Here is a 25,818-nt window from a genome sequence, read left to right on the forward strand (position 1 = left end):
GTGGAGCAGGCGGTGCAGCAGGGAGAAGAGCTGTGGCACCAGGTTCAGCAGGCCCTCCAGGCCAACCTCAGCAAACCCACCTTCGAAACCTGGATCCGCCCCGCCCGGTGCAGGGGCTTCAGTGCAGATCAGCTGCGGCTGGAAGCCCCGAACAACTTCGCCTGCGGCTGGCTGAGCAAGAACTATCTCGGCACGATCGAGGCTGTCGCCAGCGAGATCGCCGGTAGGCGGGTGCAGGTGCTGGTAAGCGCGGCCAGCGACGAGGATGTCCTGATCGCCCCAGCCGGCCCTGGCACGGGCAATGGTGCCGCCAAGCCCATTGCCGGCCAGCCAGCGCCAACCAAAGCCACCGGTGAGACGCCCCGCAAGGTGGCTCCGGGGCTGAACCCCCGCTACGTGTTCAACCGCTTTGTGGTGGGGCCCAACAGCCGCATGGCCCATGCGGCCTCCCTGGCGGTGGCTGAGGCGCCCGGGCGGGAATTCAACCCCCTCTTTCTCTGCGGCGGGGTGGGGCTGGGCAAAACCCACCTGATGCAGGCGATCGGCCACTACCGGCTGGAGATAAACCCGGAGGCGCGGGTGTTCTACGTGAGCAGCGAATCCTTCACCAATGACCTGATTCAGGCGATCCGCAAAGACAGCATGCAGGCCTTTCGCGACCGCTACCGAGCCGCCGATCTGATCCTGGTGGATGACATCCAGTTCATCGAGGGCAAGGAGTACACACAAGAAGAGTTTTTCCACACCTTCAATGCCCTCCATGAGGCGGGCCGCCAGATCGTGATCGCCTCCGATCGGCCCCCAAACCAGATCCCGAAGATGCAGGAGCGGCTGATCTCCCGCTTCTCGATGGGACTGATCGCCGACATCCAGGCACCAGACCTGGAAACCCGCATGGCCATCCTGCACAAGAAGGCCGAACAAGAGCAGATGGTGCTGCCCCGCGACCTGATCCAGTTCATCGCCGGCCGCTTCACCTCCAATATCCGCGAGCTGGAAGGGGCCCTGACCCGGGCGGTGGCCTTCGCCTCCATCACCGGCCTGCCGATGACGGTGGAATCGGTGGCACCGATGCTCGATCCAGCCGGTGGCGATGTGGAGGTCAAACCGATCCAGGTAATCGAAAAGGTGGCGGAGGTGTTTGGCGTCGGCATCGAAGAAATGCTCAGCGCCAGTCGCAAACGGGCCGTCAGCAGGGCCCGTCAGGTGGGCATGTACCTGATGCGCCAGAGCACAAACCTGAGCCTGCCGCGCATCGGCGAGGCCTTCGGCGGCAAGGACCACTCCACGGTGATGTACGCCGTCGAGCAGATCGACCTCAAGCTCAACAGCGATCCCGCCCTTTCACGCCAGGTGCAGCAGGTGCGAGACCTGCTGCAGATCGATTCCCGCAAGCGCCGCTAGTTCCAGCCAGGCTCAACGGCAGCCCTGGACTGAGATCCGATAGCTGAAGCCCAGGGCGGCGGGGTCGTTGCTGGCTCCCACCTTGAAGTTCATCTGGGAGGTCTGCTTGCCGGGAACCGCTGGGAAGGGGCCAAACATCTTGCCAGTGCCCAGCGGCGGGTTCATCAGGGTATTGAACAGCTGCAGATTCGATCCATCACTGAATTTCATATACCCCTCAATCGGGTACTGGGCCTTGGCATCGGAGGAATTGGCGGTAAAAAAGAACTTATAACTGGTGTAGGGCTTGGTCACAAAGAAGTCGGTATTCCAGTTGGTCTTACCGATCAACTTGCCTCGCCCCACCGACTTTGAAACGATCGGCGAGACGCCGTCTCCACCCACCGGCGACAGGAAGGTGCAGGTGGGCGCGGCGGTAGCTGGCTGCTGGGCCAGGCCCAGCCCCAAAGCAAGGGCCAGGGGAAGCAGCTGGCGGGAGGGGATCGAAAAGCGCATGGGGGACAGGGGAGGGGGGTTCTAACTTACGAAAGCGGCCTGGCCGGGTCGCCTCCCTCCAGTTCGCCGGCAAACACCCGGCTGATCGTGATGTCCACCGCTTCGAGTGTCATCAGATCCAGCTTGGTGAGTGGGCTGCCCATGCGGCTGAATAGCCGGTTGGCCTGGCGCATGCGGGCCCGGTCGATCGCATTGCGAATCGAGCGGGCGTTGGCAAAAAAGGGCAGCTGCATGCGGCGCTGGATATATTCGGCAAAGGCCAGGCTGGCTTCTTCGCTGAAGCGGTAGTTTTCAGCAGCGAGAATCAATTGGGCGATCGCCAGCAGCTCCGCAGCAGAGTAGTCGGGAAAATCAATGTGGTTTGCCACCCTGGAGGAGAGGCCTGGGTTGCTTTGATAGAAAATATCCATCCGCTCCTTATAGCCAGCAAAGATAACCACCAGATCATCCCGGTTGCCCTCCATCACCTGGAGCAGGATTTCAATCGCCTCGGCGCCATAGTCGCGCTCATTTTCCGGGCGGTATAGATAGTAAGCCTCATCAATGAACAACACGCCGCCCATCGCTTTTTTGAGCATCTCCCGCGTTTTAGGGGCCGTGTGGCCGATGTACTGACCCACCAGGTCGTCGCGGGTAGCGGTAACCACATGGCCCTTGCGCACGTAGCCCAGGCCATGCAGAATATTGCTCATACGCTCGGCCACCGTGGTCTTGCCGGTGCCCGGCCGCCCCGTGAACGACATGTGCAGGCTCGGCGGGGTGGTCTCCAGGCCCACCTGCTGACGCGCCCTATCCACCACCAACAGGGCAGCGATCTCCCGGATCCGGGCCTTCACTGGCCGCAGGCCGATCAGCTCCCGGTCCAGCTGGTCCAGCATCGCCTGGATACCCGCCCCGTCATAGGCCGATTGCAGGTCGATCAGGGTGTCGTCAGAGGGGTAACCCATGCCAATAAAGGGAGAACATGGTTGCAGAAAATCAGCAGATCAGCCCGTCAATCGCTGCACTAAAGGCCCACTCAGGCTCCCCAATGGGGGTGTTGTCAGCCTCAGCCCGCAGGGTGAGGTTGACGTAGGTGCGGCCGAAGCTGATATCGGGGAAACGTTGCTGCTGCTCGCACAGGGCATTGAGCCGCTCGAGAAAGTCGCGGGTTGTGGCGTAATCGTCAAATTCCAGTCGCCTCTCCAGCCGCTCAGGCTGGTCGGGTTTGGGGCGGGGAGTCCAGGCTTGGTCCATAAATCAATCCAGGCAATCGGTGCGGGCCACCGCCAGGCGGCTGGCCCAGGCTGCGGCATAGGCGCGGTTGGCTGCCTGCTCAGCTGGATCCTGGGTGCTAAGCGGGCTGGGGAAGGTGCCGCGGATGGCGGCATTGGTGACGCAGAACATCGACTTCTGGAAGCTCATGCAGATCTTGACGCGCACGTCCCCCTCGCCCCGGCCGCGCTGGCGATACAACTGGTGCAACCGCTCCGGCAAATGGCGGAACATGTCCTGCATGAGCAGGCTGGGAGGCACGCCGGCCCCCATGCTCGGCAGGGGATCGGCGTAGAGAGCGCCGTAGGCAAACTGGCCTTGGTCCGGCGAGATCTGCTGGGCCTGGGCGTTGAAACTCACCGTGCCCAGAAAAGGCAATCCCCTCAGGAATACGGCCTCTACATAGGGCACGGCCACATCCGCAAGGAAGGTGAGGCCGGCCTCCGGCGGCAACACCCACATCCGTTCACCCTCGATCTCCACCGCATAGGTGATCGGCTTGCCGGCGGCGGCCACCAGACCGTCCTTGATAAATTCCACCACCGCTTCGATCGAGCTGATCCGCCCAGCCGCCTCGGCTGCGGCCAGATCCAGGAAAAGATCGCTCATCACCCGCCAGAACTGACCCAGGGCAGAGGTGGTGGCCGCTGTACGGATCAGCTCGATCAGGAAGCCCCGAAACACAGGGTGGAGCAGAGCCAGCAGGGGATCGCGGCGGGTCTTGCGGCCAATGATGGCGCGGCAATTGGCGGCAAAAGGATCCGAATCCAGATAGGCATCGAGGCCGCCAGTGCCATGCCAGAGCATGGCTTTCATGCAGTATTCGGCATACTCGAAATTGATCCGGTCGTGATTGAGATGGCGCCAGATCTTGGCCACACTCTTATCACCATCGAGATATTTAAAGAGTGGGAAGGGCAGCAGAAATTGCTGCTCGGCCTGGAAGATCAGGTTTTTGCTGTAGGCATCGAGCACCTGCCCGTAACTATCCAGCACATCCACCACCTCGATCAGGTGCTCGGCCGTGTTGCTCAGCAGGGTTTGGCCGGCCAGCAGGGAGGCCTCCAGCTCGGCGGCGCTGGGCATGCCGCCGCTGCGCACCAGTTCAGCAGAAATGATCGGCATCAGCCCAGGCCTCCGGAATACACGGCGGCCGCCAGGGCTGGCAGCTGGACCATGGCCGTGCTGGCGGCCTCGCTCAGGCGGCCCAGGCCGTAGGGCAGCAGGCCGATCGCAAACACCGCCACAGCCAGGGCCATCGCCGGGATGGTTTCCCGCGGGGCCACCGCAGCCAGATTCACATCAAGCCGGCCATGGGCCACTGGATCGGTGGGTGGAGTAACCGCCAGCCGGCCGAAGAAGGCCCGGTTTACCAGCAGCAAAAAGTAAACAGCCGTCAGCCCCGAACCCACCATCGAAAGAAGGGTGGCAAGGGGGAACGCGCCGATACTGCCGCGGAAAACCATGAACTCAGATATAAAGCCAGCCATGCCAGGCATGCCGGCGCTGGCCATCACCCCCACGATCATCAACGTGCCGGTAAATGGCAGGCCCCGTTCGGGGTTGAGCAAGCCGTGCAACACGGTGAGGTCGCGGGTGCCGGTTTTGCGGTACACGATTCCCACTAGCAGAAACAGCAGGGCTGAGATCAGGCCGTGGGCCACCATCTGGAAAACTGCCCCCAGGATCGCCACCGGTGTGGCCGCTGCTGCAGCCAGCAGGATGTAGCCCATGTGGCCGACGGAGCTGTAGGCCACCATGCGTTTCATGTCCTTCTGGGCGATCGCCGCCAGCGAACCAAACAGCACCGAAACCGCCGCCCAGATCGCCAGGCCAGGGGCCAAAAGGCCCCAGGCCTCGGGGAAGAGGCCCATGCAGAAACGCAGTAACCCATAAGTGCCCAGCTTCAGCAGCACCCCGGCCAGCAGCACCGAAACCGGCGTGGAGGCCTGGGTGTGGGCATCGGGGAGCCAGTTGTGGAAGGGGAACAGGGGCACCTTGATGCCGAAGCCGATCAGCAGGGCGCCAAGTAGCAGCAGCTGGCTGCCCATGGCCAGCCGTTCGCCGGTGATCGGCGTGAGGCTGAAGTCCGCGGTGCCCGTCAACAGGGCCAGCCCCAGAAAAGCTCCCAGGATCAACATGCCGGAAACGGCAGTGAAGATCAAAAACTTGGTGGCCGCATAGGCCCGGTTCACTCCGCCCCAGATGGCAATCAGGCCCCAGAGGGGAATCAGTTCGAGCTCGTAGAAAAGGAAAAAGAGCAGCAGGTTTTCGGCCAGAAAGGCCCCATTCACGGCGCCACTAATGACCAGCAGCAGCAGAAAGTAGACGCGCGGCCGCTTGTCGATATCGCGGGTGCAGATGGCCGAAACCAGTGTCAGAGCAGCGTTGATCAGCACCAAGGGCAGCGAGAGGCCATCCACCCCGAGCTTGTATTCGAGGCCCAGGCTGTCCACCCAGGGCAGGGATTCCTGCAACTGCATGGCGCTGTTGGCGGGGTCGAAGCGGGCCAGCACCACCAGGCTCCAGGCCAGCTGCAGGCCCAACACCACCAGGGTCACCGTGCGCATGCGCCCCTCCGCCGGCCGCCCGGGCCAGAGGGCCAGCAACAGGGCTCCGGCAAAGGGAATCAGCAGCAGCAGGCTCAGCATCTTGTTCTCCTCATCCGCGCAGCCCCTGCAGCGGCAACCACTGCAGGGAGGCCAGCAGCAACAGGATCGCCGCAAGCACCGTAAGCACATAGCTCTGCAGCTGGCCGCTCACCCCCAGCTTGAGCCCCTCGGCGCTGGCCAGCGACAGCCGGCCGATCCCGTTGACCAGGCCATTCACCAGGGTCTGGTCGATCCAGTTCGAGAGCCGGGCCAGACCCGCCACCGCCGCCACGATCGTGGCGCGGTAAATCCGGTCGGTGTAGAAGTCGGAGGCGAGCAGGTCCTGCAGCAGCCGCAGCGACCGGGTCATCGAGCGGGACCAGAACTTGTTCAGGGGCACCAGGGAGCCGCCCACCGCCCCAATGAGGCCGCTGGCGGCGACGGCCAGGGCCACGGGCCAGGAGAAGGACGCTATGCCTGGCACCGAATCGATGCGCGCCATCAGCAGGGGCATCAACACCACCAGCACCGTCAGGCTCACCATCGGCAGGGCCATCAACCAGTTCACCTCGGGGGCGCGCTTGGTTTTGGGCAGGGCCGGGCCCATGAACACATGGCGAAATACCCGGATGAAGTTGAAGGCTGTCAGACCGTTGGTGAGCAGCAGAACGGCGGCAAAGAAGGGGTACTGGCTGGCAAATGCCTCCACCAGGAGCCCGAAGCACCAGAAGCAGCCCAGGGGCAGCAGGCCCACCAGGCCGGCGCTACCCACCAGGTAGGCGGTGGTGGTGGCGGGCATTCGGGAGCCGAGGCCACCGAGTTCGGTCAGGTCCTGGCAGTTGGTGGTGGCGATGATGCTGCCCACGCTCATGAAGATCAGGGCCTTGGCCAGTCCGTGAGCAAACAGCAACAGCAGGGCAATCGCCGGCTGCTGCAGGGCGATGGCGATGAACACCAGCCCCAGGTAGGAGGTGGTGGAGTAGGAGAAGGCCCGTTTGATATCCACCTGGGCGATCGCCACCAGGGCGCCAGCGACCGCACTGATCGTGCCCACCACCAGCAGCACGGTGGTGGGCAGGGGGGAGAAGCGCAGCAGCGGCATCACCTTGATCAGCACCAGGGCGCCGGCGGTGACGACCACCGAATTGCGCAGGATCGAGGCCGGATTCGGCCCCTCCATAGCCTCATCGAGCCAGAGGTGCATGGGGAACTGGGCGCACTTACCCATGGGCCCGGCGATCAGCCCCAGCCCCAGCAAGGTGCCGGCCAGGGGGGTGAGGGCGCCGCTGGCGTCGGCCTCAGCCGCCCAGACGTAGAGATCACCGAACTCCATCGAGCCCGCCCAGGCTGAAAGGGCAACCATGCCCATCAGCAGCAGCACATCGCCCACCCTTTTGGTGAGGAAGGCATCGCGGGCGGCGGTCACCACCAGGGGCTGGGCATACCAGAAGCCCACCAACAGATAGGTGGACAGGGTGAGCATCTCCAGCAGGAAGTAACTCATGAACAGGCTGCTGCTCAGCACCACGCCGGCAAGCGCCCCCTCAAAAAAGCCCACCAGGGCATAGAAGCGGGCCAGGGCCCATTCCTTATCGAGATAACCGAGGGCATACACCTGGCCCAGCAGGCTCATGCCGGTGACCAGCTCAAGCGCCGCCAGGTTGGTGAGCGAGAGATCGAAGCCGATGCGCAGGTCGAGGTCGGCAGCCTGGAACCAACCAATTTCCAGGTGCTGGGGGCCGATTGCCCAAACCTGCTGGAGGATAAGGCTGCCGTGGATCACAGCCAGCAGGGTCACCAGCAGGTTGAGGTAGGCGGCCGGACGGGGGCCGTTGCGCTTGAACCAGCCGGCCGCCCACGGCAGCGACAGCACCATGCCGCTGAACCCGTATAGGGGGACCATCCAGACCAGCTGGATCGACAGGGGCAGGGGTGGGGCGGACAAGGGGAATAGGGCTTCGTGCAGCAGAGTTGAGGATGGAGCGGAGCAGCGGCGGCGCCCCCCAGGTAGTTCTCGGCCTGTGGGCCTGGTCTAAGCCGGTTGCTTTAGCCGGTTGCTTTAGCTGGTTGCATTAAAAGGTGGCCCTCTCCATCGAAGCGGCGCTGGCACTGGCCCCGAGGCTGGCCAGCCAGGCGCGCAGATCGTCACCGTGGTGTTGTTCGTCTGACCAGAGGGCCTCAAAGAATCCCTGGTTGTAGGTGTCGCCCACCAGCATGCAGAAGCGCAAGGCCTCTGCGTAGTGATTGATCAGGGCGGCTTCCAGGTTGAGGTTGAGCCTCAGCAAGCCAACCAGGTCGGGGGCTTGACTGACGGGACTCAGCTGGGAAGCGGCCGGCACCACCCCCAAGGCAAGCATGCGCTGGATGATCCGCTCCGCATGCTGCATTTCCTCCACGGTTTCGCGGCGAAAGCGCTCGGCAGCCTCTGGATCGCCCCAAAGCTCCATAAGGGAGCCCTGGGTCATGTACTGCTGCACAGCCGAGAGTTCAAGGCTAAGGGCGCGACCGAGATAACCCAGGACGCGCGGATGAACGGCGCCCATGGGAATCAAAGACGGCGGGTGGTTTCAGTGGCGATCAGGGCGGGCTCCACTTCACTGTGGGGGCGGGCAATGATGTGGGCGGCGACCAGGCCATCGCCAACGCGCTCGCAGGCATCGGCGCCGGCCCTGACTGCTGCGTTGACAGCACCGGTTTCACCCCGGACCATCACGGTGACATAGCCGCCGCCCACAAATTCACGGGCGATCAGGGTGACTTCCGCAGCCTTGGTCATGGCGTCGGCGGCCTCAATGGCAGGCACCAGGCCACGGGTTTCAATCATGCCGAGGGCAATGCCCTGAATGGAAGGAGCCATGGCTTTGTTGCTCGAAGGGGTGGATGGACGATTGGTACCGGCGCCGCCACCGGTACGGGAACGGGAACCGGCGGCGGCGGTGCGGGGCTTGCTAGCCGCCGGTTTTGCGGCAGCTAGGGCCCTGGGGGCCCCCGCCGCCGCAGCTGAACTGGCCGCCCCAGGTGACGCTGCCGCTGCCTCTGCCGCCGCCGCGGGGGCGGGGGTGGCTGCGGCAGCGGGATCGCTTTGGGGGGAGGGGGTGGCCATGGCTCAGGGGTAGGGGGCTGGTGGGTAGGCAGGTCGGACGGACAGCGAACTATCCGGGCGACCTAGCCGTCGGGCTCCCAGAAATCGATGATTCCGCCGATCGTCAGATCGGTCTGCACCTCGGGATTACCGCAGGCAAAGCGGGCCGCTGAGCCGCTGGCGGTAAAAACCCAGTTGCCGGGGGAGGCCCCCACCGGATCAACGGCGACGCTGAGCTTGCCCTTGTTGTTGCGCAGGATGCGCAGATTGGAATGATTAAGACCAGTCACCCTTTGGCTACAAACCAGTGAACCGGTGACCTGCATGATTTCCATCAAGAAACCCCTCCCGCAGGAGCTGGGGCCTTGCCGGCATCCGGATCCCAGTGGTCAATGATGCCAACAATGGTGAGGTCGCTGGGGTAGGACTTGCTGCCGGCAGCTTCCCGGGCAGCGGAACTGCCAACGCAGATCACCCAGTCGCCTGGAATGCAGCCGACCGCATCGACGGCGACCTTCTGACTGCTGCCATCGAGCACAACCTGTAGGTGCTTGTGCTCGAAATCGGGGATGCGGTTGGTTGAGACCAGGGGTTTGACCACCTTGCAGATCAACATTTCAGTGTCCTCCTGCGCTCGCGAACGTGATGGTGGAACCTACCGCCTCTGCAGGGGTATGGCGGTCCTGCTCGCGAACTGTTAGGAGTGCGTGCAGCAACCCCTGGCTGAATAGGTCGGCGTAGCGGCTTTCAATGGCGGCCTGCACCCGCTGGCAGCGGCGGATGGCGCGGTCGCGGGCCCCGGGAACCTGGCCGTTGTAATCAAAACGCACCACAACCGGCACTGGCAGGCCGCGGGAAACGTTGAGACCCTTGAAGATCTTGATGCCCACATCTAAATCAGGAGCCCCTTCTTCCACCGTATCCATGTAGGCGAAATAGGTGAGATTGCGCAAATGGATCTCCTTGAAACCAATCCCCACACCAATAAACCGCTCGGCATGACCCGCATCTACGTAGCTGCCGCCGTGGAGCTGACGCACATAGTCAATCTGGGAGAGGTTATTCTCCAGCAACCTGGCAACCAGCTTCACCATGCCAGGGTCGGGGGAGCTGGCCGCGGCCTCTTCCACCATCGCCTCAATGCGGGCCCGGCCGCCATCGCTGTTAAGCGTGCAGGTGGCTTCATAGACAGCCTGGGCATCGAGCCAGCGCTCCAGATTGGTGCTGCCGTCGAGGCCTGGCACATGCACGCGAATGGCGTCTGTGTCGGTGTCGATGCCGATCAGCAGCAGATCCACTGAGGCTCCGCAGCAGAAGCTGTTCTCCACCGCTTGCTGAAAATCCTTCAGCCGGGCGAGACCACAGGAGGCCGCCAGGGCATCGTCGCTGCCATGGGCCGCGCAGCCCTCGTGGCTGGGGTCCTTGGAGCTGAAGTGGTATAGAACCACCTTGAGGTAGCGCGTGTCGTCGTGGGCTGGATTGGGCAGACCTTCGCGGTAGCGGCGGTGCTCGGTCTTCACCCACCGGTTCACTGTGTTCTCCACATCGAACAGGGCTCCTGCATGGGAGCGGCGCCTCACCGAGCTAAAGGGAAGCCTCAGGGCGTAGGCCACCGCATGGGCCAGCCGGCCATCGGAGCAGGGGGTGATATCGAGCAGATGGAAGCCACAGGAGAGCAGGAAAGCGTTGAAAGCCTCTGCTGCCGGGCTGCCGGGCTTGCCGGCCAAGGGATCCTGCTGAAAAAAGGCCTCACTGGTCTGCTCGTAGGTTTCGAACACACACCAGGCAAACAGGCTGGCCATGTCAAGTTGGCTGACCCAGGCCTTCTCCAGAATTGGCAAAGGCAAGGCAAAGCCAAGCTCCAAAAGAGCTAGACGCTGGGCCTGCTCGATGAAATCAGCCTCGTGCTGGAGAGCCGAAAGGCGCTTGAGCAGGGGCACGATGCGATCAAAGGCACCCTTCACCCGCTCGTCGTAAGCCTGCAGGGTCCCATTCGCCTGACGGTCGGTGAGGGGATGGAGCCCTACTCCGCTGGCGCCGCCACCGAGGGGCCGGCGACGGGGGGCCGTGGGGGCCATCGGGCGATAGGGAGTGGCGGTGGGACGACGGGGCATCAGGGATTCAGCCGCGGGCCCCACCGGAAACCGTGATCAGGGAGCCAGCAGTGGTGTTGCCACTGGAGCCGGTCACCCGGCTCACGGGCTCGGGCTTCTCCTCGTTGCGCTTGGCCTGGTAGCTGGGCATGGCCTGCATCGAACCGGGCCTGGTGGGGTTGCGGCGACGGGCCGAAACACCTTCGGTGCCCGTGACCCGATCACCCCGGTCCCAGTCATCGCCGGTGATCTTCAGGCCGGCTGAGATCCCTTCGCCGGTGACCCTGGAGGTGGGCCGCTCGCCCTGCTCCCCAACTGGTGCTGCTTGAGCGAGTGGTGCTTGAGAGAGTGGTGCTGCTTGCACGAGTGCTGCTGGCTGCACCAGCGGGCCGCGGGCCTGCTGGCTGCCACGGCGATCGAAGCGGAACTGCTCAGTGCCGGTGACCATGCCACCGGCCAGATCAAAAGGGCCGGTAATCCTGCTCCCTTGCTCGTAACTGGTGCCCGTGACTCCGCCGGTACGTTCTCGAGCCAGGTGGGCTGCCCTCGATGGCGACTGGATGCTGAATTGCTGCCAGGGCTGGCTGCCGCCAAGGGGCTGGGGAAAGTCTGAATCCTGGTCGGCGGCGGCTCCACAGGCTGCCAGCAGTTGGTCGTTACCGATGTAGGGCGTGCCGGTCACGTCCTCACAGGCGCCTCGCCCGGCTCCCGTCAAGGCTCCGCCAATGCCGGGCTGAATACCGCTCATGCGGTTGGCGCCCCGCACCGGGGTGCGCTGGCGGATCTCGCCGACGGCCTTGCTGGAGCAGAAATCACCGGCCTGCTCCAGCCCTGCATAGGGGGTGCCTGTGACCACCTTGCAGGTACCGGGCTCGTCGCCGGTGACGTTGGTGGAGCGACCTGTGCGGGTACCGCTCACGACTTGGGCTTTGTTGGTGACACTGAAGCCCACCTTGGCGGCCTCCGGGGCCGGCTTGGTGCCGCAGAAATCAGAAAACTGCTGGCTGCCCACATATTCGTCCCCCGTCACCAGGCGGCAGCTGCCGGGTTCATCGCCGGTAACGTGCTCACTGCGGCCCACATGGGTGCCGGTGATACCCGTGCCCCGCAGGGTATGGAGGCTGGCCACCTTGGTGGGTGCCCGCCCCCCCACCTGGCTCTGGTCACCGCCTACGTACTGGGTGCCGGTGAGCTGCCTGCCCGAACCCGGCTCATCACCGGTCACATTGCTGGAGCGGCCCACCATCACGCCGGAAACGGGTTGGCCTCCGACGGTTTGACTGCGGCCGACCTTGCGGGGGCTGGGATTGCTGCCGCCGCAGTAGGTAGCCGATTGGTTGGCAGATACGTATTCCATACCGGTAATATTTTGGCAGGTGCCGGGCTCATCGCCAGTGACCTTTTCAGAGCGGCCCACCTCGTTGCCGGTGACGCGATTGCCATGGGTGGTGGCGCTGACCCGCACCTTGGCTGGCTGGGTGGCAACGGGGCCGCTCTGACAGAAGGCTTGAAACACCTCAGCCCCGAGATATTCGGTGCCGGTAATGGGGCGGCAGGTCGCCGCCTCGTTACCGGTGGTCTTGGGGGAGCGGTTCGCCTGGGTACCGGTCACAACCTGGCCACTGCTGGTTTCGCTGACGCCCACTTTCCAATGGGCATCAGCGGCCACGGCCTGCTTTGAACCGTGGCGGTTGGGGCCGGAAGGTCGAGTGCCGCCGTTACGACTGGTGCCGGCACTGCCCACCTTGGCCCGCAGCTCCCGCAGCTTCTGGGAGAGCTCGCGGGCGCTCATATCTGGGTTGCCTTGACGGGAGAGGGTCGCCGCCGATGTGCTGGTAGGGGCATTGGCGGATTTACCTCGCTTGGATAGGGCTTCGCGGCGGGCTAGGGCCAGGGCTCGACTGGGATCACGCTGGGCCGATCGCTTCGGGGTGAGCCGCCGATCGTTGCCCTGGCCTGCCCGGCTGCTCAGGCTGGTGAGGGAGGGGGACTGGGCGGCCGGACGCTTGGCCAAAGCAGCTGAAGCAACTTGCTGGGGATTGGCAGCGACTGGGGGCTTGGCAGTGGCCTTAGCAGTGATCTTGGCCAGGTCGGTCTTGGCCACGTCAGTGCGGGTGCGATCGCGGGAGGTGTCAGCACGCTTACCGCGCTTAGAGAGGGCCTCCCGGCGGGAGAGCACCAAATCACGGCTGGGATTGGCGATTGGCCGGGCCTGGCTGCGCCGGGCAGACGGAGATGGGACGGCCAGGCTGCGGCTCGGTGTGGGCACCGGGGCACTCGCCGCCGCCGCCGCAGAGGCTGCGGGCTTGGTCGCCGCAGCTGAGGTGCGAGTGGGACGCGCGTCCTCAAGCGAGCGCACGCGACTGTTGCCGGAGGTGAACCGGTTGGCGGCCTTTTTGCCGCCGTTGGTGAGGGCCCTGCGGCGCTCCAGAGCTGCTTCCCGGCTGGATGTGCTGGCCATGTCCGCCCGTCGAATGGATGATCAAAAATTGAAAGGTGGGGGGGCCGGCATGGAGCCGATAGATACCCCCCCTCGAGCCGCTAAAAATCAGCGGCCTTCAAAAACCACGAAGCAGGCACCCTGGCTTTGGGTATATGCGTCGTAACCGACCAAACGCACGTGGTGGTCGGGATAGGCACGATGGCAAGCCTCAAGCTCGCTCACAATCACGCCCAGATCCTTCTCGCCAAAGAAGGGCAGTTTCCAGAATGACCAATAGGTGGCCATGGAATTACTGGGATGGACGTGCTCAACGAGCGGGCTCCAACCCTGGGCAATGATGTAGGCGATTTGGTCGTAGATCTCGTCCTGGGTGAAAGGCGGCAAGAAGCCGAATGTCTCCAGGGTGGCGACTGTTTGGTAGTCACCCACGGTGCTCTTGAAAGGCATGGGGATCCCTTAGGTGGATGAAAATGGATTGATCAGTTGACGTCGAGTTTGTCGACGGTGTCGAACTCAAACTTGATTTCCTTCCAGGTCTCCAGGGCGATGGCCAGCTCGGGGCTGTGCTTCGCTGCCTCCAGAAGGATGTCGCGACCTTCAATCTCGATCTCACGACCGGCGTTGCGGGCCTTGACGCAGGCTTCAAGAGCCACCCGGTTGGCGGCCGCACCAGCGGCGGAACCCCAGGGGTGGCCGTGGGTACCACCACCGAACTGCAGCACCGAGTCGTCGCCGAAGATGGCCACCAGAGCGGGCATGTGCCACACGTGGATGCCACCGGAGGCAACGGCGAAGACGCCGCCCATGGAACCCCAGTCTTGGTCGAAGAAGTTGCCGCGGCTGCGGTCTTCGGGGACGAAGGATTCACGCAGTTGGTCGATATAGCCGAGGGTCGACTGGCGGTCGCCCTCCAGCTTGCCAACCACCGTGCCGGTGTGCAGCTGGTCACCACCAGAGAGACGCAGGCACTTGGCCAACACTCGGAAGTGAATACCGTGCTTGGGATGGCGGTCAATCACAGCGTGCATGGCACGGTGAATGTGCAGCAGCATGCCGTTCTTACGGCACCACTTGGCTAGACCGGTGTTAGCGGTAAAGCCCCCAGTGATGTAGTCGTGCATGATGATGGGCTGGCCCAGTTCCTTAGCGAACTCGGCACGCTCATACATCTCCTCAGGAGTTGCGGCGGTGCAGTTGAGGTAGTGACCCTTCTTTTCGCCGGTTTCTTGCTGCGCCAGGTTGGTAGCTTCAGCAACGAACTCGAAACGATTCTGCCAACGCTGGAACGGTTGGGAGTTGATGTTCTCGTCATCCTTGGTGAAATCGAGACCACCGCGGAGGCACTCATACACCACCCGGCCGTAGTTTTTACCGCTCAGGCCGAGTTTCGGCTTGATGGTGCAACCCAGCAGGGGGCGACCGTACTTGTTCATGCGGTCGCGCTCAACCACGATGCCGTTCGGAGGACCCATGCAGGTCTTGATGAACGCCATCGGGAAGCGGATGTCCTCGAGACGCAGATTGCGCAGCGCCTTGAAGCCAAACACGTTGCCAACCAGGGAGGTCAACACGTTGGTGATTGAGCCTTCCTCAAACAGATCGAGGGGATAGGCAATGAAGGCGTAGAAGGCTTCCTTGTCGCCAGGAACGTCTTCGATGCGATAGCAGCGGCCTTTGTAAAAGTCGAGATCGGTGAGGAGCTCGGACCAGACGGTGGACCAAGTGCCGGTAGAGGATTCAGCTGCCACAGCGGCAGCCACTTCTTCCTTGGGAACACCTTCCTGTCCGGTGCACTTGAAGCAGGCCAGCAGGTCGGTATCTAGGGGGACGTAGTCAGGAGTCCAATACGTGTCGCGGTACTCCTTGACCCCGGCGTCGTACTTCTTGCTCATGGAGTTTCTCCGGTGGGGGCGGGTAGGGGATTGAGGTTGATCAGCGCTTCAGACGCTTTCTGGCTCAGTCCTTCTGACCGGCGTAGTTGCCGTTGCCCAGGGCAGGCTCCACTTCGCGGTGGGGCCTGGCGATGATGTGGGCTGCCACGAGGCCGTCGCCGACGCGCTCGCAGGCATCAGCCCCGGCGCGAACAGCTGCGTTAACTGCGCCGGTTTCGCCGCGCACCATGACGGTGACGTAGCCGCCGCCAACGAATTCACGACCGATCAGGCGCACTTCGGCGGCCTTGGTCATGGCGTCAGCCGCCTCGATCGCGGGGACCAGACCCCGGGTTTCAATCATGCCGAGGGCGATGCCCATGGTTTCAGTTGCCATTACCTGCTCCTGGAGGAGGGGGGTGGAATGTTCGCTCGCAACCATGGTCGGCAGGCAAACCCCCCGTCAAGCCATTTACCCATCTCCTGCCATCACTCTTAGCCCAGCGTCAGATAAGCCAAGCTGATCAGTGCAACACAAAACGTTAGGCAATGCTTGCCACTCCAGTGACGGCAGGGGTTCTGCCGAGTCCGCTCAGAGCGCTTCTGCCTCGGCCACGAAGGCCACACCGCCGTAGTAATCGAGCAAAGGCTGGATCCCCTGGCGCAATTTAGGCAGAACTTCCTCTGGACAAAACACGATCACATGGGCGTTGGCCCCCAGGCCGCTGAAGTCCATGGAGTCGGAAACCAGGCCATGGGGCCCCTTGCCAGTGACGTGTTTCAGCACCGAATAGCCCGGCGCTCCGGCCGCATCAATTGCCTTGATCACCGCGTCGAGCTCCCTTTCGCTCAGGATCAGATCCACACGTTTCATGGCTCAGCCTGGGTAGGGAAGGAAGGTGTTGACCAGGGTCATGTAGAGCGGAATTCCCACAATGATGTTGAAGGGGAACGTGACCCCAAGCGCCATGGAGATGTAGAGGCTGGGGTTGGCCTCAGGCACGGTCATTCGCATTGCGGCCGGCACGGCGATGTAGGAGGCACTCGCACACAGCACCACAAACAACAGGGCATTGCCAGGCTCCAGCCCCAGTCCCTTGGAGATCAGAACCCCCACCAAGGAGTTGAACAGGGGCATCACTATGGAAAAGCCCACCAGAAAAGCTCCCGCTTCGCGCAGATCGCGGATGCGCTGGGCCGCCACGATGCCCATGTCCAGCAGGAAAAAGCTAAGGGCTCCGTAGAACAGCTGCTCGCTGAAGGGCAGCATTTTGGCCACGCTGGCGGGGCTGTAGGCCGCAACAAGCAGGCCGATCACCAGGCTGCCCACCAACAACAGCACTGAGCTGTTGAGGGATGCCTCCCGAAGCAACTCTTGCCAGCGCATTTCCTTGGCATCGGGGCGCCGCTGGGGGGAAGCCAGCTTGACCAGCAACAGTCCCACAATGATGGCGGGAGATTCCATCAGGGCCAGGGCCGCCACCATGAAGCCGTCAAAGGGCAGCTTCTGGGTTTCCAGAAAACCCTCGGCGGTGATGAAGGTCACCGCACTGATGGAGCCGTAGGTGGCCGCAATGGCGGCGGCATTGAAGCCATCGAAGCGCAGCTTCAACAGCAGAAAGCTGTAGACCGGCACCAGCAGAGACATCGCCACGGCGGCCGCAATGGTGGGCAGTACCTGGCCGCCCAGACCGCTGTGTTGCAATTCGAGCCCCCCTTTGAAGCCGATCGCCAGCAACAGGTAGAGGGAGAAGAGCTTGGGTAGGGGCGCGGGGATTTCCAGGTCGGAACCCACCAGCACCGCAATCACACCTAGAAAAAAGAACAGAACCGGAGGGGAGAGCAGGTTCTGCAGGATCAAGCTCGAGTCCATTGGCAAAACTCCGGCTTGATCACCTGAAATGGCGATCAGTTGCAACGCTAATCCCCACCAAACCCGGTGGTCCAAGTGGGCCGCCCCCTGTCAGGGGCCGAACAAAAAGCTGTCATTGCCCAGGGCTTTTAGGCTTATTTACCTAATGTTGCAGGCGGAACCGGCACCCCTGGAGTTCTCCGGGGGGTGGAATGTTCAACCCGGCCGGTTCCCCACTCCTGGAGCGCCCCTGGGTTCATGCACGGGGCCTCTGGGCCAGAATGGCGCCTCTCCTGGGGACCGTGGATGCCAGCTTTGGTGATCGCCAGCGGCAACCCCCACAAGGTGGCCGAAATCGGTGCCATGCTCGAGCTTGTTGAGCTGGAAGTGTTGCCCCAGCCAGCGGGGCTGGAAATTGAGGAAACGGGCTCCACCTACCTCGACAACGCGAGGATCAAGGCCCAGGCAGTGGCCAGACTCACCGGCCAGTGGGCCCTGGCGGACGACTCCGGCATCGAGGTGGATGCCCTGGGCGGCGCACCCGGAATTTTTTCGGCCCGTTACGCCCCCACCGACCACGAACGCATTCATCGCCTGTTGCACGAACTGGGCGACTCCCTCTACCGGGGGGCCAGTTTCCGCAGTGCGATGGTGCTGGCCGATCCCTCCGGAGCCAGCCGCGCCGAAGCAGAGGGCATCTGCAGGGGTTCAATCCTGCGCCAACCCCAGGGCCATGGCAGTGGCTACGACAGTCTGCTCTTCGTGCGCGAGGCTGGCAGCTCCTATGCCCAGATGGGCCCCCACTTGAGAAGCAAATTCGGCAGCCGCGGTAAGGCAGCGAGGTTGCTCGCCCCGGCGCTGCGGCGGCTCCTGGGGATTCGAGGCTGAGCTGGATTAGCTCAGCTGGCACCCCTCAGCTGGCACTCCCTCAGCTGGCACTGTTGTTGATGTGGTTGATGGCCCGCATCGCCGCGGCGGCGGCCTCTTCCACATCGCCTTCGCGGCCCGCCAGGGTGAGGCGACCAAAGGCGCCCACGGCCTTGACATCGACCACCGTGATGTTGGAGCCCTTTTCGGCCTCATTGGCGGCGATCAGCACGTAGCCGGCGGGCTCGGTTTCCAGGATGAACATGCTCATGCCGGCCTGGATCATCGAGCCGCGGCGGTTCTGACGGTTGATCAACACCGCATGGTCGGGGGTGATGGCACGGATGATCTCTGTCCAGCTCACCTCGCAACGGCTGCGCTGCTCCACCCGGCTGCCGATCGCCTCGAGCACCACATCGCCCGAGTGGAGCACATTGCTCTGGTCACGGTGATAGAGGGCCAGCGAGCCGAAGGCCCGCTCCACGATCATCTGGCCGAGGCGCACGGTGCTCGCCTTGAGGGCGATGTCGGTGACCCGGTGCACCGCCATGCCGGGCGACACTTCGAGCCAGAGACAGGCGTCGCCGGGGATCGGCAGGAAGCCCTGGCTCACGGTGCCCATGTAGGCGGCCAGCTGGGGCTGGAGTGAATCCAGAAAGACGTAGGTGCGCAGCTCGATCGACTGCACCTGGCTCGACTGGCGGGCCAGGCGGGAGCCTTCGCTGTCGGTGGTGATCACGCAGCTGGCGCCGGAGCTGCCGCTATCCAACTGGGTGCCGGTGACCAAGGATCCAGAACGGGGGCCCGCAGGTACCGAAACCCTGCCCGTGCCCGTTACAGATGCCGACGCTCCTTCCCGTCTCCGGCGCAGGGCCAGTTCTTCTCGAGATGGCTGGCGAGCGGGCAAGGGTCCTGCGGGCAGCTTGCCCTTTCAGCTGGGCAGCCGCGCCGGGATCTTAACCCTGAGCCCGGTTACACCCTTGCCCATTGTTGCGGAGCCGGTAGGGTCCGGCCAACGTTGATGGGACGTTCATGACCAGCCGACAGCAAGCCGCCAGCACCGCCGCTGCCACAACCAGCCCGGCCCCGCTCCCAGAGTGGATGGCCGAAGCCGCGGCCCAGGGGGTGAAACCGGAGCAGGCCCTGGCCTTTATCGGCCTGGGTTTGATGCAGAAAATGGCGGGATCCGGCAACGACCTGCCCTGGATCTGGGCAGACTCTGATGATGGGGGCCGGGCCGATCTGGCAGCCCTGCGTCAGCGCCTCGAACTCACCCAGCTGGCACTCCAGACCGGTGCCCCCCTGACCACGGCCGAGGTCAGCCAGTTGCTAGGCGTACGCCCTACCAGTGAGAGCGTGGAACGGGCTGGAATCAGGGCTCGCCGCCTCAGCCGCAATGTCTGGAAGCTGGCTAGGGCCGAAGGGGGCGATTCCCGCAGTGACGATGCCTTCCGGCGCCGTTTCTGAGCCCCAGCACGCCCCCGGGGGCAGCAGCGTCAAGCCAGCCCGACGAGCTTCATGGATTCCTCCCACATGGCCTGGGCCGTATCCGGATTGCTGGCTTTATCGGAGAGTTCCTGGCTGAACTGCTTCCCCCCCTGCTTCTGACGGTTACCCCAGCTCCAGTGCACCCCGGAAGAACTGAAGGCTGGATCGGCTACCACCTGGGCCACCCTTTCGCCGGCCTGGGCCTGGCTCACGTAGCCGCCGGTGATTTTTTTCTGGAACCAGGGGAAAATCCTCTGGAAGGCCTGTGGGGCATGGCGGAAAAGGGGGGAGTCGGCCACACAGCCCGGATACAGCGAACTGAACACGATGCCGGTGCTGCCATGCAGACGGCGATGCAGCTCCTGGGTGGTGATCATGTTGCAGAGCTTGCTGTCCTTGTAGGCCTTGCCTGGCTTGAAGGGCTTGCCGTTGGCCATGGCGATCGGGGCCTGGAAGCCGGCTTTAAAGCCGGCGAGGTCGCCCAGATCGGCGGAAGCCGGGATCGGGATCTTGCCGCCTAGCTCCTTTGAATTGGCCGTCACCGTGCCCAGGATCACCACCCGGCGGGAGGGGTGGCTGGAGCGCTCCAGATCAGGCAGGAGGAGGTGGATCAGCAGGAATTGGCCCAGATGGTTGGTGGCCATCGAGATCTCGTAGCCCTGGGGGGAGCGCTCAGGCTGCTCCAGCCTGGGCTTGTAGACGGCCGCATTGATCACCAGCGCATCGAGGGGGCGTCCCAGGGAAGCCACCAGGGTTTCCGCCCCAGCCCGCACACTGTCTAGATCGGCCAGATCAAATCTCAGATGGCTGAGCTGGGCCGAGGGGATAGCCAGACTGTCGGCGGCAGCTGCCGCCCTGACCGGATCCCGGTTGGCGGTCACCACCTGCCAGCCCCGATCGGCAAGGGCCTTAGTGGCATGGAGTCCGACTCCAGAGGTGGTGCCGGTGATCAGAACCGTTCCGGCGCCAACTGCTTCAGCCATCAAACCCGGAGACAAAACGGGATCCAACCTAGGGGCTGGGGCGGGCCTGCTCAGGGTTGTTCCACACCACACGGAGCCGGTTCGGGGCGATCCACTGGCTCTGTTCCCGGATCAGGCGCTGCTCCCCCTCCAACATGAACATCTGGTCAAAGCGTTCCCTTGCCTTCAGCAGCTTGGTCTGCTCGAGTTCGAGCACGGCAGCGAGCTCGCCCTGGCGCTCCATCCGCTCCTGGTAAGCCGAGGTAAGGCGCGCCAGGCTGATGCCGGCCACAACCACCAGGCCCAGCTTCACGGCCACGGCAATCAGGCTGCAGAGGAGTTCCTGGCGCTCCAGTGAGAGGCCATGTAAGGCGGCAGTTTCGCCCCCTGAAACAACCTTCACAGCGGGTTGCTGTTCACGCCTGGATGCTGGCGCAGGCCTAGATGGGGGCGCAGGCCTGGACACTTGCCGCATGCCGAGAAAAGCAATCCTTTAGGGACACAATTCTTCTAGCGGCAATGGCTCCCCTTGGCAATGGCTCCTAAGGGAACTCAGGCCTTGTAGAGCGAGAAGCAGAGACGCACGGCCAGCACCCCCGCATGGGCTGCCACCACCAGGGCAATCAGCACTTCGGCCAGGCTGAGGGTGGAAACCATGATGGCTGGAATCAACGGGATATCCCATTCTTTGCCCATCGGTGGCTACGGTCCAGCGGCGCCCGCCCTGCTGTCACAGCTCTTGATGGCTCCGACCTGCTAATGCCCGTGGAGATCTCCGAGCAACAGATCCGCACCCTCGATCTCGCCCCGCTTCAACCCTGGGCAAGCCTCGATCCGGCAGCCCTGGTGCAACGGGCCGGATCCCTCGAACTCAACTTCGATTGGCCCCAGGCCGCAGACGATCCCCGCGAACTCTCTGAGATCGCCGAACTGCGGCTCTGGTCCCTGCGGGCCGATGCGGAATATCCCTGGTTGCCCCTGGTGCTGGAACGCGGCAGTGGCCAGCTCACCCGACATGGGGCCATGCTGCTGCCCCACCAGTTCAGTCGCACCGAGGGGATCCGCTTTGCCCCCGAGGCCCTTGAACTGTGGATGACCCATCGCCTGTTCGGCCTCGATGCCTGGGCCCGATCCCACAACCTGGGCATCCGCCAGGGGCTCACCCAGATGGCTGCGGTGCTGGGATTCGAGCTCGATGCCCAGTTCTGGAATTACTTACCGCCGGTCTGAGCTCTGGCCAACTCCCCGGGGGCTGGGCCCAGGATCAGCCAGTCGGCCCAAGCAACAGCTGCAGGGCGTGGCCTCCGCTCTGGAGCCCTAGGACCATCGTGAGGGCCCGCAACATCCAGACCAGGTAGACCCCACTGACCCGATCCAAGCGGGCGGCGGACCAGCGGGCGGCCAGGGCGGCCGTAGCCCCCAGGGCAAGGCCAATGGGCAGCAGGGCCCGGCCGTCCCTGAAGAAGGTGGTTGAAGCCACCGTGGCGGAAACCAGCACAGCCAGGCCGCTGAAGCGAATGGCCAGGTGGATGGGCACCCGCAGGAACCTCACCATCAGGGGCACCATCACCAGGCCGCCGCCGATGCCGAGCATGCCCGTAGCCAATCCCGCCATCCATCCCACGGCGGAAAGGCCCGGCAGGTTGGGGGGGGATTCGCCCCCAACCTCGGGGGGCCCATGGGGCTGAATGGTGGCTGTCAGCACGGCGTACATCAGCGCCTGCAGGGCCAACAGTTGCCAGCCCTGCACCCCCAGGCTCACCCGGCTGAACAGGCCCGCACCGAGGCCGGCCCCAATGGCAATCGCCAGGGCGGAGCGCCAGGGAAGGCTGCGGTTGGCCAGGTGCGTCCAGGTGGACCCGAGGGTGGTGGGCACGATCGCCAGGGTGCTGGTGGCAAGGGCCTGGTGCGGTTCCAGCCCCGCCAGCAAGAGCATGGGGGCGAACACCAGCCCCCCGCCAATACCCAGCAGACCAGACAGCAGCCCAGCCAGCAACCCCAGGGGGAGATAGGGCAACAGGCTCCACAACATCCTGGCAATCTGGGGTGATGGCGGCTCCTTCAGCATCCCCCATGCCGCCCCTGAGGCTGCTGCCCAGCACCTGCCGGAGCGGGGCCTGGCAGATGGCCACCGATGCCTGGTTGCTGGAGCAAGCTGCGCCCAGCTTTCGCCTCTACAGCTGGCAGCGTCCAACCCTGTCGCTGGGATTTCACCAGGGCAAGGTGGAAGCCCACTGGAGCGAACTGGCCAGCGCCGGGGTAATCGATCTGGTGCGCCGGCCCAGCGGCGGCAGGGCAGTCCTCCATGCCGGCGAGATCACCTATGGCCTGGTCTGGCCCGGGGCGCCACTGGGGCGCAAGCGGGCCTATGGGCTGGCGTGCCGCTGGCTGCTGGAGGCCTTTGCCCAGCTGGGCCACCCCCTGAAACCGGGCAGCCAAGCCAGCGCGATGCAGCCCAGCAACTGTTTTGCCTCAGGCACCGCCGCAGACCTGGTCGACGCCGATGGGGCCAAGCGCATCGGCAGCGCCCAGCTCTGGCGCAGGGGCTGCCTGCTCCAGCACGGCTCGATCCTGGTCGAGCCAGCAGATGGGCTCTGGCAGCAGGTATTCAACGCCCCGCCTCCCCGGCTGGCCAGGCTGCCCCTAGGGGGCTCCGCCCTGCAAAGTCTGCTGATCCGATCGGCCCTGACCTGGCTGCCAACAGCCGGCTCAGGATGGACTGAAGGGGCCCTCAGCGGCGCTGAGCTCGCCGCCATCGGAGCCCGCCTGGGGCCTTACACGGAGGGGCTACCTATTGGCAGGGCAGGGGCTTCGCCGGAGGCTTCACCGGAGGCCAGCATCGATCGCACCACCTGGGGCAGGGCCAGGCCTAGCGGGTAGGTGCCTTGGCGCCGAGCTGCCTCGAGCAGGGGGGCAGGCAGCTTTAATCCCATCTTGACGAGCACGGCCTCCCCGAGTTCAGGCCGCTCGATCGTGCCGCAGGGCAGGCCGGCGGGGCTGAACACCAGCAGGCGGTCGCGGTCGCTGGCTTCGAGTTGTTGCACCGCCTGCCAGAGCGGGGCTGAGTCCCGAATCGAAGGAAGGCTGTCCAGGGGCTGGATGTGGTCACCGATGCGATCGCTATCCCAGCGCTGTACAGGGAGCTGCTGCAGCGGGGTGTCGTCAATGACCCCCTGCCAGCGGCCGCGATCGCAGACCAGCAGCCAGTCGCCCTGGCCGGCGTCACTGGCCTGGGCCAGGCGGATCCTGCTCAGCTCCCGCAGGGGGCCGGAGGCCTCAAGCACCCGAAAACGACGACCTGCCGCATCCCGCACCTTGAGCTCATTGAGGGTGCGCTGCAGCACCAGCATCTGGCGCTGGTTGCGGGATGCACCCAGGCCAAACCAGCCCAGCAGCATCAACCAGGCCCCACTGAGCCCCGCCCCTCGCAGCAGCAGCACCGTGCCCAGGCCGATGGCAAAAAGGGACAGGATGCGGCCGGATTGGTTGGCTACCTCCACGCCCCGCCTTTGGCTGCCACTGATCTGCCACACCAGGGCCTTGACGATCAGGCCGCCGTCGAGGGGCAGACCGGGCAGCAGATTGAACAGGGCCAGCACCAGGTTGAGGCTGCCGAGCTGGGCAACCATCGCCCCCAGCAGCGGCGAGAGATGGTCTGCAGCGTGGGTAGCGGCCAGTAGACCCATGCCCAGCAGAAGGCTGACGGCCGGCCCCGCTGCAGCGACCAGCAGGGCCCCTCGGGCCGTGCTGCATTCCCGCTCCACGCTGGCCACCCCCCCCAGCAGAAACAGGGTGATGCTGCTGACCTGAACGCCCTGGGTCAGGGCCACCAGGGAATGGCCCAGTTCGTGCAGGAGAACTGAGACGAACAGCAGGAGGGCCGTCAGCAGACCCAGGGCCCAGAGGACGCCAGCACTGACGGGATCCTTGAGGCTCAGGCTGTATTGCTGCTGGAAGGCCGCGGTGGCAAGCACCAGGATCACAAACCAACTCGGATGGATGCGCAGAGGAATCCCGCGGATCTTGAACAGCTGCCAGCCCTCTCCCACGGCCCCTCCACCGGCACGACAACCGGGCCAGGCCCGCCATCAGATAGCTGATCCTAAAAAGGTGGCATGCCAGATGCCCACCCATGCCCCGCCCCCGGCTCAAGATCTGCGGACTGCGGCAGCCGGCCCAGGCCGCAGCAGTCGCCCTTCTGGGCGCCGATGCCATCGGCGTGATCGGCGTGGCAGGGTCGCCTCGATACGTAGATCCGGCCGAACGGCAGGCCCTGTTTGCCGCCGTGCAGGCCGCAGCCCCCGGCTGCCAGCGGGTGTTGGTGGTGGCCGATCCCGATGGGGCCACGCTGGAGCAGCTGGGGACGGACAGGGGGCATGGGATTCTCCAGCTGCACGGTTCGGAGAGCCCGCAGCGCTGCCGGGAGCTGGGCGAAAAACTGGGCTGCGAGCTCTGGAAAGCCCTGCGCATCCGCGGCCCGGAGGATCTGCAGCAGGCAGCCGCCTACGCGGAGGTGGTCGATGCCCTGCTACTCGATGCCTGGCTACCTGACCAGCTCGGTGGGACGGGCCATCCCATCCCGATTGACTGGCTGGATCAGTTTCAGCCGCCCCTGCCCTGGTGGCTGGCGGGGGGCATTCGCGCCGACCGGGTCGCGCCGGTGCTGGCCCGGCTGAGCCCCACTGGCCTCGATGCCTCCAGTGGCGTGGAGCGCAGGCCTGGCGACAAGGACCTCGAGCTTGTAGCGGAGCTGGTTGGCGCCCTCGGCGCAGCTGGCTGAGAAGGCCTTTTGACGCCAAAATCAGCTGGACATTTCCCTCTGCTGATGGGTCCCTGCCCTGGACAACAAAGCCAACGCCAGCTGGGCCTGGGCGGCTGCCTGGCCCTGGTGCTGGCCTGGATGCCGGTCTGGATGCCGGCCTGGATACCGGAAGGGGTGGCGGCCCAGGACCTGGTGGGCTGCCAGCTGGTGGATGGCCAGCTCTCCTGCGTGCCTGGGGTCAGTGCCGATCCCCAGGCCCAGATCCAGGCCCTACGTCAGCAGATCTCCAGCGATCTGCAGCTGGAAAGCGCCGTTCAGCAGCAGATCAACGGATTGGAGCAGCTGGCGCTCCAGGGTAAGGCCATCGCGGGTCAGGTGCTGCAGGCCACGGCCTTGGCGGACGCGCTGGCGGCCCTGCCTCCCCAGGCCTTCCACTGGTACCGGCGCAGCCCGGGCAGCAGCCAATGGCTGCTGATCGTGGAGGCGTCCGGACCCAGCTATGTCCTCCAGCCCCAGGATGTTTCAGCCGAAGTGATGCTGGTGGTGGCTGTCTCTCCGGCCGGTGCCCCGGCCCAACGCCAGGCTTCCCGACCTGTGGGGCCGGTGCTCCCGGCTCCCTAAGGGCAGGCGCCCGGCCGAAGAAATTTGCTTAGC

General features: G+C 64.4%; 30 protein-coding genes. 7 read left to right on the forward strand and 23 right to left on the reverse strand.

Annotated elements, in window-relative coordinates:
- Positions 1-1,404, forward strand: coding sequence for a chromosomal replication initiator protein DnaA (dnaA, locus tag H8F27_RS00005; RefSeq protein WP_231596405.1), 1,404 nt, complete (start codon positions 1-3; stop codon positions 1,402-1,404).
- A gap of 12 nt (positions 1,405-1,416) precedes the next feature.
- On the opposite strand, the gene H8F27_RS00010 is transcribed toward dnaA, so the two are convergent.
- The 17 genes from H8F27_RS00010 to H8F27_RS00095 form a co-directional block, all read right to left on the reverse strand.
- Positions 1,417-1,899 (reverse strand): hypothetical protein, encoded by a 483-nt coding sequence (locus H8F27_RS00010; RefSeq protein WP_197149917.1) that lies wholly within the window; start codon positions 1,897-1,899, stop codon positions 1,417-1,419.
- Between the two features lie 26 nt (positions 1,900-1,925).
- On the reverse strand, positions 1,926-2,846 hold the full coding sequence (cbbX, locus tag H8F27_RS00015) for a CbbX protein (protein ID WP_197149918.1): 921 nt from the start codon (positions 2,844-2,846) through the stop codon (positions 1,926-1,928).
- A 31-nt stretch (positions 2,847-2,877) separates the two neighbouring features.
- Positions 2,878-3,135 (reverse strand): 4a-hydroxytetrahydrobiopterin dehydratase, encoded by a 258-nt coding sequence (locus tag H8F27_RS00020; RefSeq protein ID WP_197149920.1) that lies wholly within the window; start codon positions 3,133-3,135, stop codon positions 2,878-2,880.
- 3 nt (positions 3,136-3,138) lie between these two features.
- On the reverse strand, positions 3,139-4,278 hold the full coding sequence (locus H8F27_RS00025) for a CO2 hydration protein (protein WP_197149921.1): 1,140 nt from the start codon (positions 4,276-4,278) through the stop codon (positions 3,139-3,141).
- On the reverse strand, positions 4,278-5,804 hold the full coding sequence (locus H8F27_RS00030) for an NADH-quinone oxidoreductase subunit M (RefSeq protein ID WP_197149924.1): 1,527 nt from the start codon (positions 5,802-5,804) through the stop codon (positions 4,278-4,280). Before H8F27_RS00030 ends, H8F27_RS00025 begins: the two co-directional genes overlap by 1 nt.
- Before the next feature lie 10 nt (positions 5,805-5,814).
- On the reverse strand, positions 5,815-7,689 hold the full coding sequence (locus tag H8F27_RS00035; RefSeq protein ID WP_255517713.1) for an NAD(P)H-quinone oxidoreductase subunit F: 1,875 nt from the start codon (positions 7,687-7,689) through the stop codon (positions 5,815-5,817).
- Positions 7,690-7,816: 127 nt separating this feature from the next.
- Positions 7,817-8,287, reverse strand: a complete 471-nt coding sequence (locus H8F27_RS00040) for a ferritin-like domain-containing protein (RefSeq protein ID WP_197149930.1) — start codon at positions 8,285-8,287, stop codon at positions 7,817-7,819.
- A 5-nt stretch (positions 8,288-8,292) separates the two neighbouring features.
- The gene (locus tag H8F27_RS18100) at positions 8,293-8,847 is read right to left on the reverse strand and encodes a BMC domain-containing protein (protein WP_304623216.1); all 555 of its coding nucleotides are present in this window, start codon (positions 8,845-8,847) and stop codon (positions 8,293-8,295) included.
- Positions 8,848-8,909: 62 nt separating this feature from the next.
- A complete protein-coding gene (locus H8F27_RS00055; protein WP_197149934.1) occupies positions 8,910-9,161 on the reverse strand; it encodes a carboxysome peptide B in 252 nt (83 codons plus the stop codon).
- Complete coding sequence (locus tag H8F27_RS00060; RefSeq protein WP_197149937.1) at positions 9,161-9,442, reverse strand: carboxysome peptide A; 282 nt, start codon at positions 9,440-9,442, stop codon at positions 9,161-9,163. The genes H8F27_RS00055 and H8F27_RS00060 overlap by 1 nt, the downstream gene beginning before the upstream one ends.
- A 1-nt stretch (position 9,443) precedes the next feature.
- On the reverse strand, positions 9,444-10,940 hold the full coding sequence (locus H8F27_RS00065) for a carboxysome shell carbonic anhydrase (protein WP_197149940.1): 1,497 nt from the start codon (positions 10,938-10,940) through the stop codon (positions 9,444-9,446).
- A 7-nt stretch (positions 10,941-10,947) separates the two neighbouring features.
- Complete coding sequence (locus H8F27_RS00070) at positions 10,948-13,380, reverse strand: CsoS2 family carboxysome shell protein (protein WP_197149943.1); 2,433 nt, start codon at positions 13,378-13,380, stop codon at positions 10,948-10,950.
- Positions 13,381-13,467: 87 nt separating this feature from the next.
- Positions 13,468-13,809: a ribulose bisphosphate carboxylase small subunit gene (locus H8F27_RS00075; RefSeq protein WP_197149945.1), complete on the reverse strand. Its 342-nt coding sequence runs from the start codon at positions 13,807-13,809 to the stop codon at positions 13,468-13,470.
- Between the two features lie 32 nt (positions 13,810-13,841).
- Positions 13,842-15,254 carry a form I ribulose bisphosphate carboxylase large subunit gene (locus tag H8F27_RS00080; RefSeq protein WP_197149947.1) on the reverse strand — a complete coding sequence of 471 codons (1,413 nt, stop codon included), beginning with the start codon at positions 15,252-15,254 and terminating at the stop codon, positions 13,842-13,844.
- A gap of 64 nt (positions 15,255-15,318) precedes the next feature.
- Entirely contained in the window at positions 15,319-15,630 is a 312-nt protein-coding gene (locus H8F27_RS00085; RefSeq protein WP_094559871.1) for a BMC domain-containing protein, read from the reverse strand.
- Between the two features lie 195 nt (positions 15,631-15,825).
- Complete coding sequence (locus tag H8F27_RS00090) at positions 15,826-16,107, reverse strand: transcriptional regulator (RefSeq protein ID WP_197149948.1); 282 nt, start codon at positions 16,105-16,107, stop codon at positions 15,826-15,828.
- 3 nt (positions 16,108-16,110) lie between these two features.
- Positions 16,111-17,106 (reverse strand): sodium-dependent bicarbonate transport family permease, encoded by a 996-nt coding sequence (locus H8F27_RS00095; protein ID WP_197149950.1) that lies wholly within the window; start codon positions 17,104-17,106, stop codon positions 16,111-16,113.
- Between the two features lie 285 nt (positions 17,107-17,391).
- Here H8F27_RS00095 and H8F27_RS00100 point away from each other — a divergent pair, with 285 nt between their 5' ends.
- Positions 17,392-17,973, forward strand: coding sequence for a non-canonical purine NTP pyrophosphatase (locus H8F27_RS00100; protein WP_197149952.1), 582 nt, complete (start codon positions 17,392-17,394; stop codon positions 17,971-17,973).
- A 40-nt stretch (positions 17,974-18,013) separates the two neighbouring features.
- Here the strand turns inward: H8F27_RS00100 and H8F27_RS00105 are convergent, their stop codons facing one another.
- Positions 18,014-18,739 (reverse strand): BMC domain-containing protein, encoded by a 726-nt coding sequence (locus H8F27_RS00105; protein ID WP_197149954.1) that lies wholly within the window; start codon positions 18,737-18,739, stop codon positions 18,014-18,016.
- 245 nt (positions 18,740-18,984) lie between these two features.
- Between H8F27_RS00105 and H8F27_RS00110 the strand changes: the two genes are divergently transcribed.
- Positions 18,985-19,419: a hypothetical protein gene (locus H8F27_RS00110; protein WP_370594442.1), complete on the forward strand. Its 435-nt coding sequence runs from the start codon at positions 18,985-18,987 to the stop codon at positions 19,417-19,419.
- A 29-nt stretch (positions 19,420-19,448) separates the two neighbouring features.
- Here the strand turns inward: H8F27_RS00110 and H8F27_RS00115 are convergent, their stop codons facing one another.
- The 3 genes from H8F27_RS00115 to psaM all read right to left on the reverse strand — a co-directional run bounded on the left by H8F27_RS00115 (position 19,449) and on the right by psaM (position 21,059).
- Entirely contained in the window at positions 19,449-20,423 is a 975-nt protein-coding gene (locus H8F27_RS00115) for a protochlorophyllide reductase (RefSeq protein WP_197149956.1), read from the reverse strand.
- A 28-nt stretch (positions 20,424-20,451) separates the two neighbouring features.
- Positions 20,452-20,805, reverse strand: a complete 354-nt coding sequence (locus H8F27_RS00120; protein WP_197149959.1) for a hypothetical protein — start codon at positions 20,803-20,805, stop codon at positions 20,452-20,454.
- 149 nt (positions 20,806-20,954) lie between these two features.
- Positions 20,955-21,059: a photosystem I reaction center subunit XII gene (gene psaM, locus H8F27_RS00125; protein WP_197149960.1), complete on the reverse strand. Its 105-nt coding sequence runs from the start codon at positions 21,057-21,059 to the stop codon at positions 20,955-20,957.
- A 102-nt stretch (positions 21,060-21,161) separates the two neighbouring features.
- Between psaM and H8F27_RS00130 the strand changes: the two genes are divergently transcribed.
- Positions 21,162-21,632 (forward strand): CRR6 family NdhI maturation factor, encoded by a 471-nt coding sequence (locus H8F27_RS00130; RefSeq protein ID WP_197149963.1) that lies wholly within the window; start codon positions 21,162-21,164, stop codon positions 21,630-21,632.
- Positions 21,633-21,666: 34 nt separating this feature from the next.
- On the opposite strand, the gene H8F27_RS00135 is transcribed toward H8F27_RS00130, so the two are convergent.
- Complete coding sequence (locus H8F27_RS00135; RefSeq protein WP_370594443.1) at positions 21,667-22,419, reverse strand: sulfite exporter TauE/SafE family protein; 753 nt, start codon at positions 22,417-22,419, stop codon at positions 21,667-21,669.
- 32 nt (positions 22,420-22,451) lie between these two features.
- Between H8F27_RS00135 and H8F27_RS00140 the strand changes: the two genes are divergently transcribed.
- Positions 22,452-23,282, forward strand: a complete 831-nt coding sequence (locus H8F27_RS00140) for a lipoate--protein ligase family protein (RefSeq protein WP_197149964.1) — start codon at positions 22,452-22,454, stop codon at positions 23,280-23,282.
- On the opposite strand, the gene H8F27_RS00145 is transcribed toward H8F27_RS00140, so the two are convergent.
- Positions 23,177-24,451 carry a site-2 protease family protein gene (locus tag H8F27_RS00145; protein WP_197149966.1) on the reverse strand — a complete coding sequence of 425 codons (1,275 nt, stop codon included), beginning with the start codon at positions 24,449-24,451 and terminating at the stop codon, positions 23,177-23,179. The two genes, H8F27_RS00140 and H8F27_RS00145, sit on opposite strands and share 106 nt — an antisense overlap.
- Before the next feature lie 83 nt (positions 24,452-24,534).
- Here H8F27_RS00145 and H8F27_RS00150 point away from each other — a divergent pair, with 83 nt between their 5' ends.
- Both H8F27_RS00150 and H8F27_RS00155 read left to right on the forward strand, forming a co-directional pair.
- The gene (locus H8F27_RS00150) at positions 24,535-25,182 is read left to right on the forward strand and encodes a phosphoribosylanthranilate isomerase (RefSeq protein WP_197149968.1); all 648 of its coding nucleotides are present in this window, start codon (positions 24,535-24,537) and stop codon (positions 25,180-25,182) included.
- 45 nt (positions 25,183-25,227) lie between these two features.
- Complete coding sequence (locus H8F27_RS00155; protein ID WP_231596406.1) at positions 25,228-25,785, forward strand: hypothetical protein; 558 nt, start codon at positions 25,228-25,230, stop codon at positions 25,783-25,785.
- Positions 25,786-25,818: the final 33 nt, after the last annotated feature.

It is taken from the genome of Synechococcus sp. CBW1108, assembly GCF_015840335.1.
In the GTDB taxonomy this organism is placed as follows: Bacteria; Cyanobacteriota; Cyanobacteriia; order PCC-6307; family Cyanobiaceae; genus Cyanobium_A.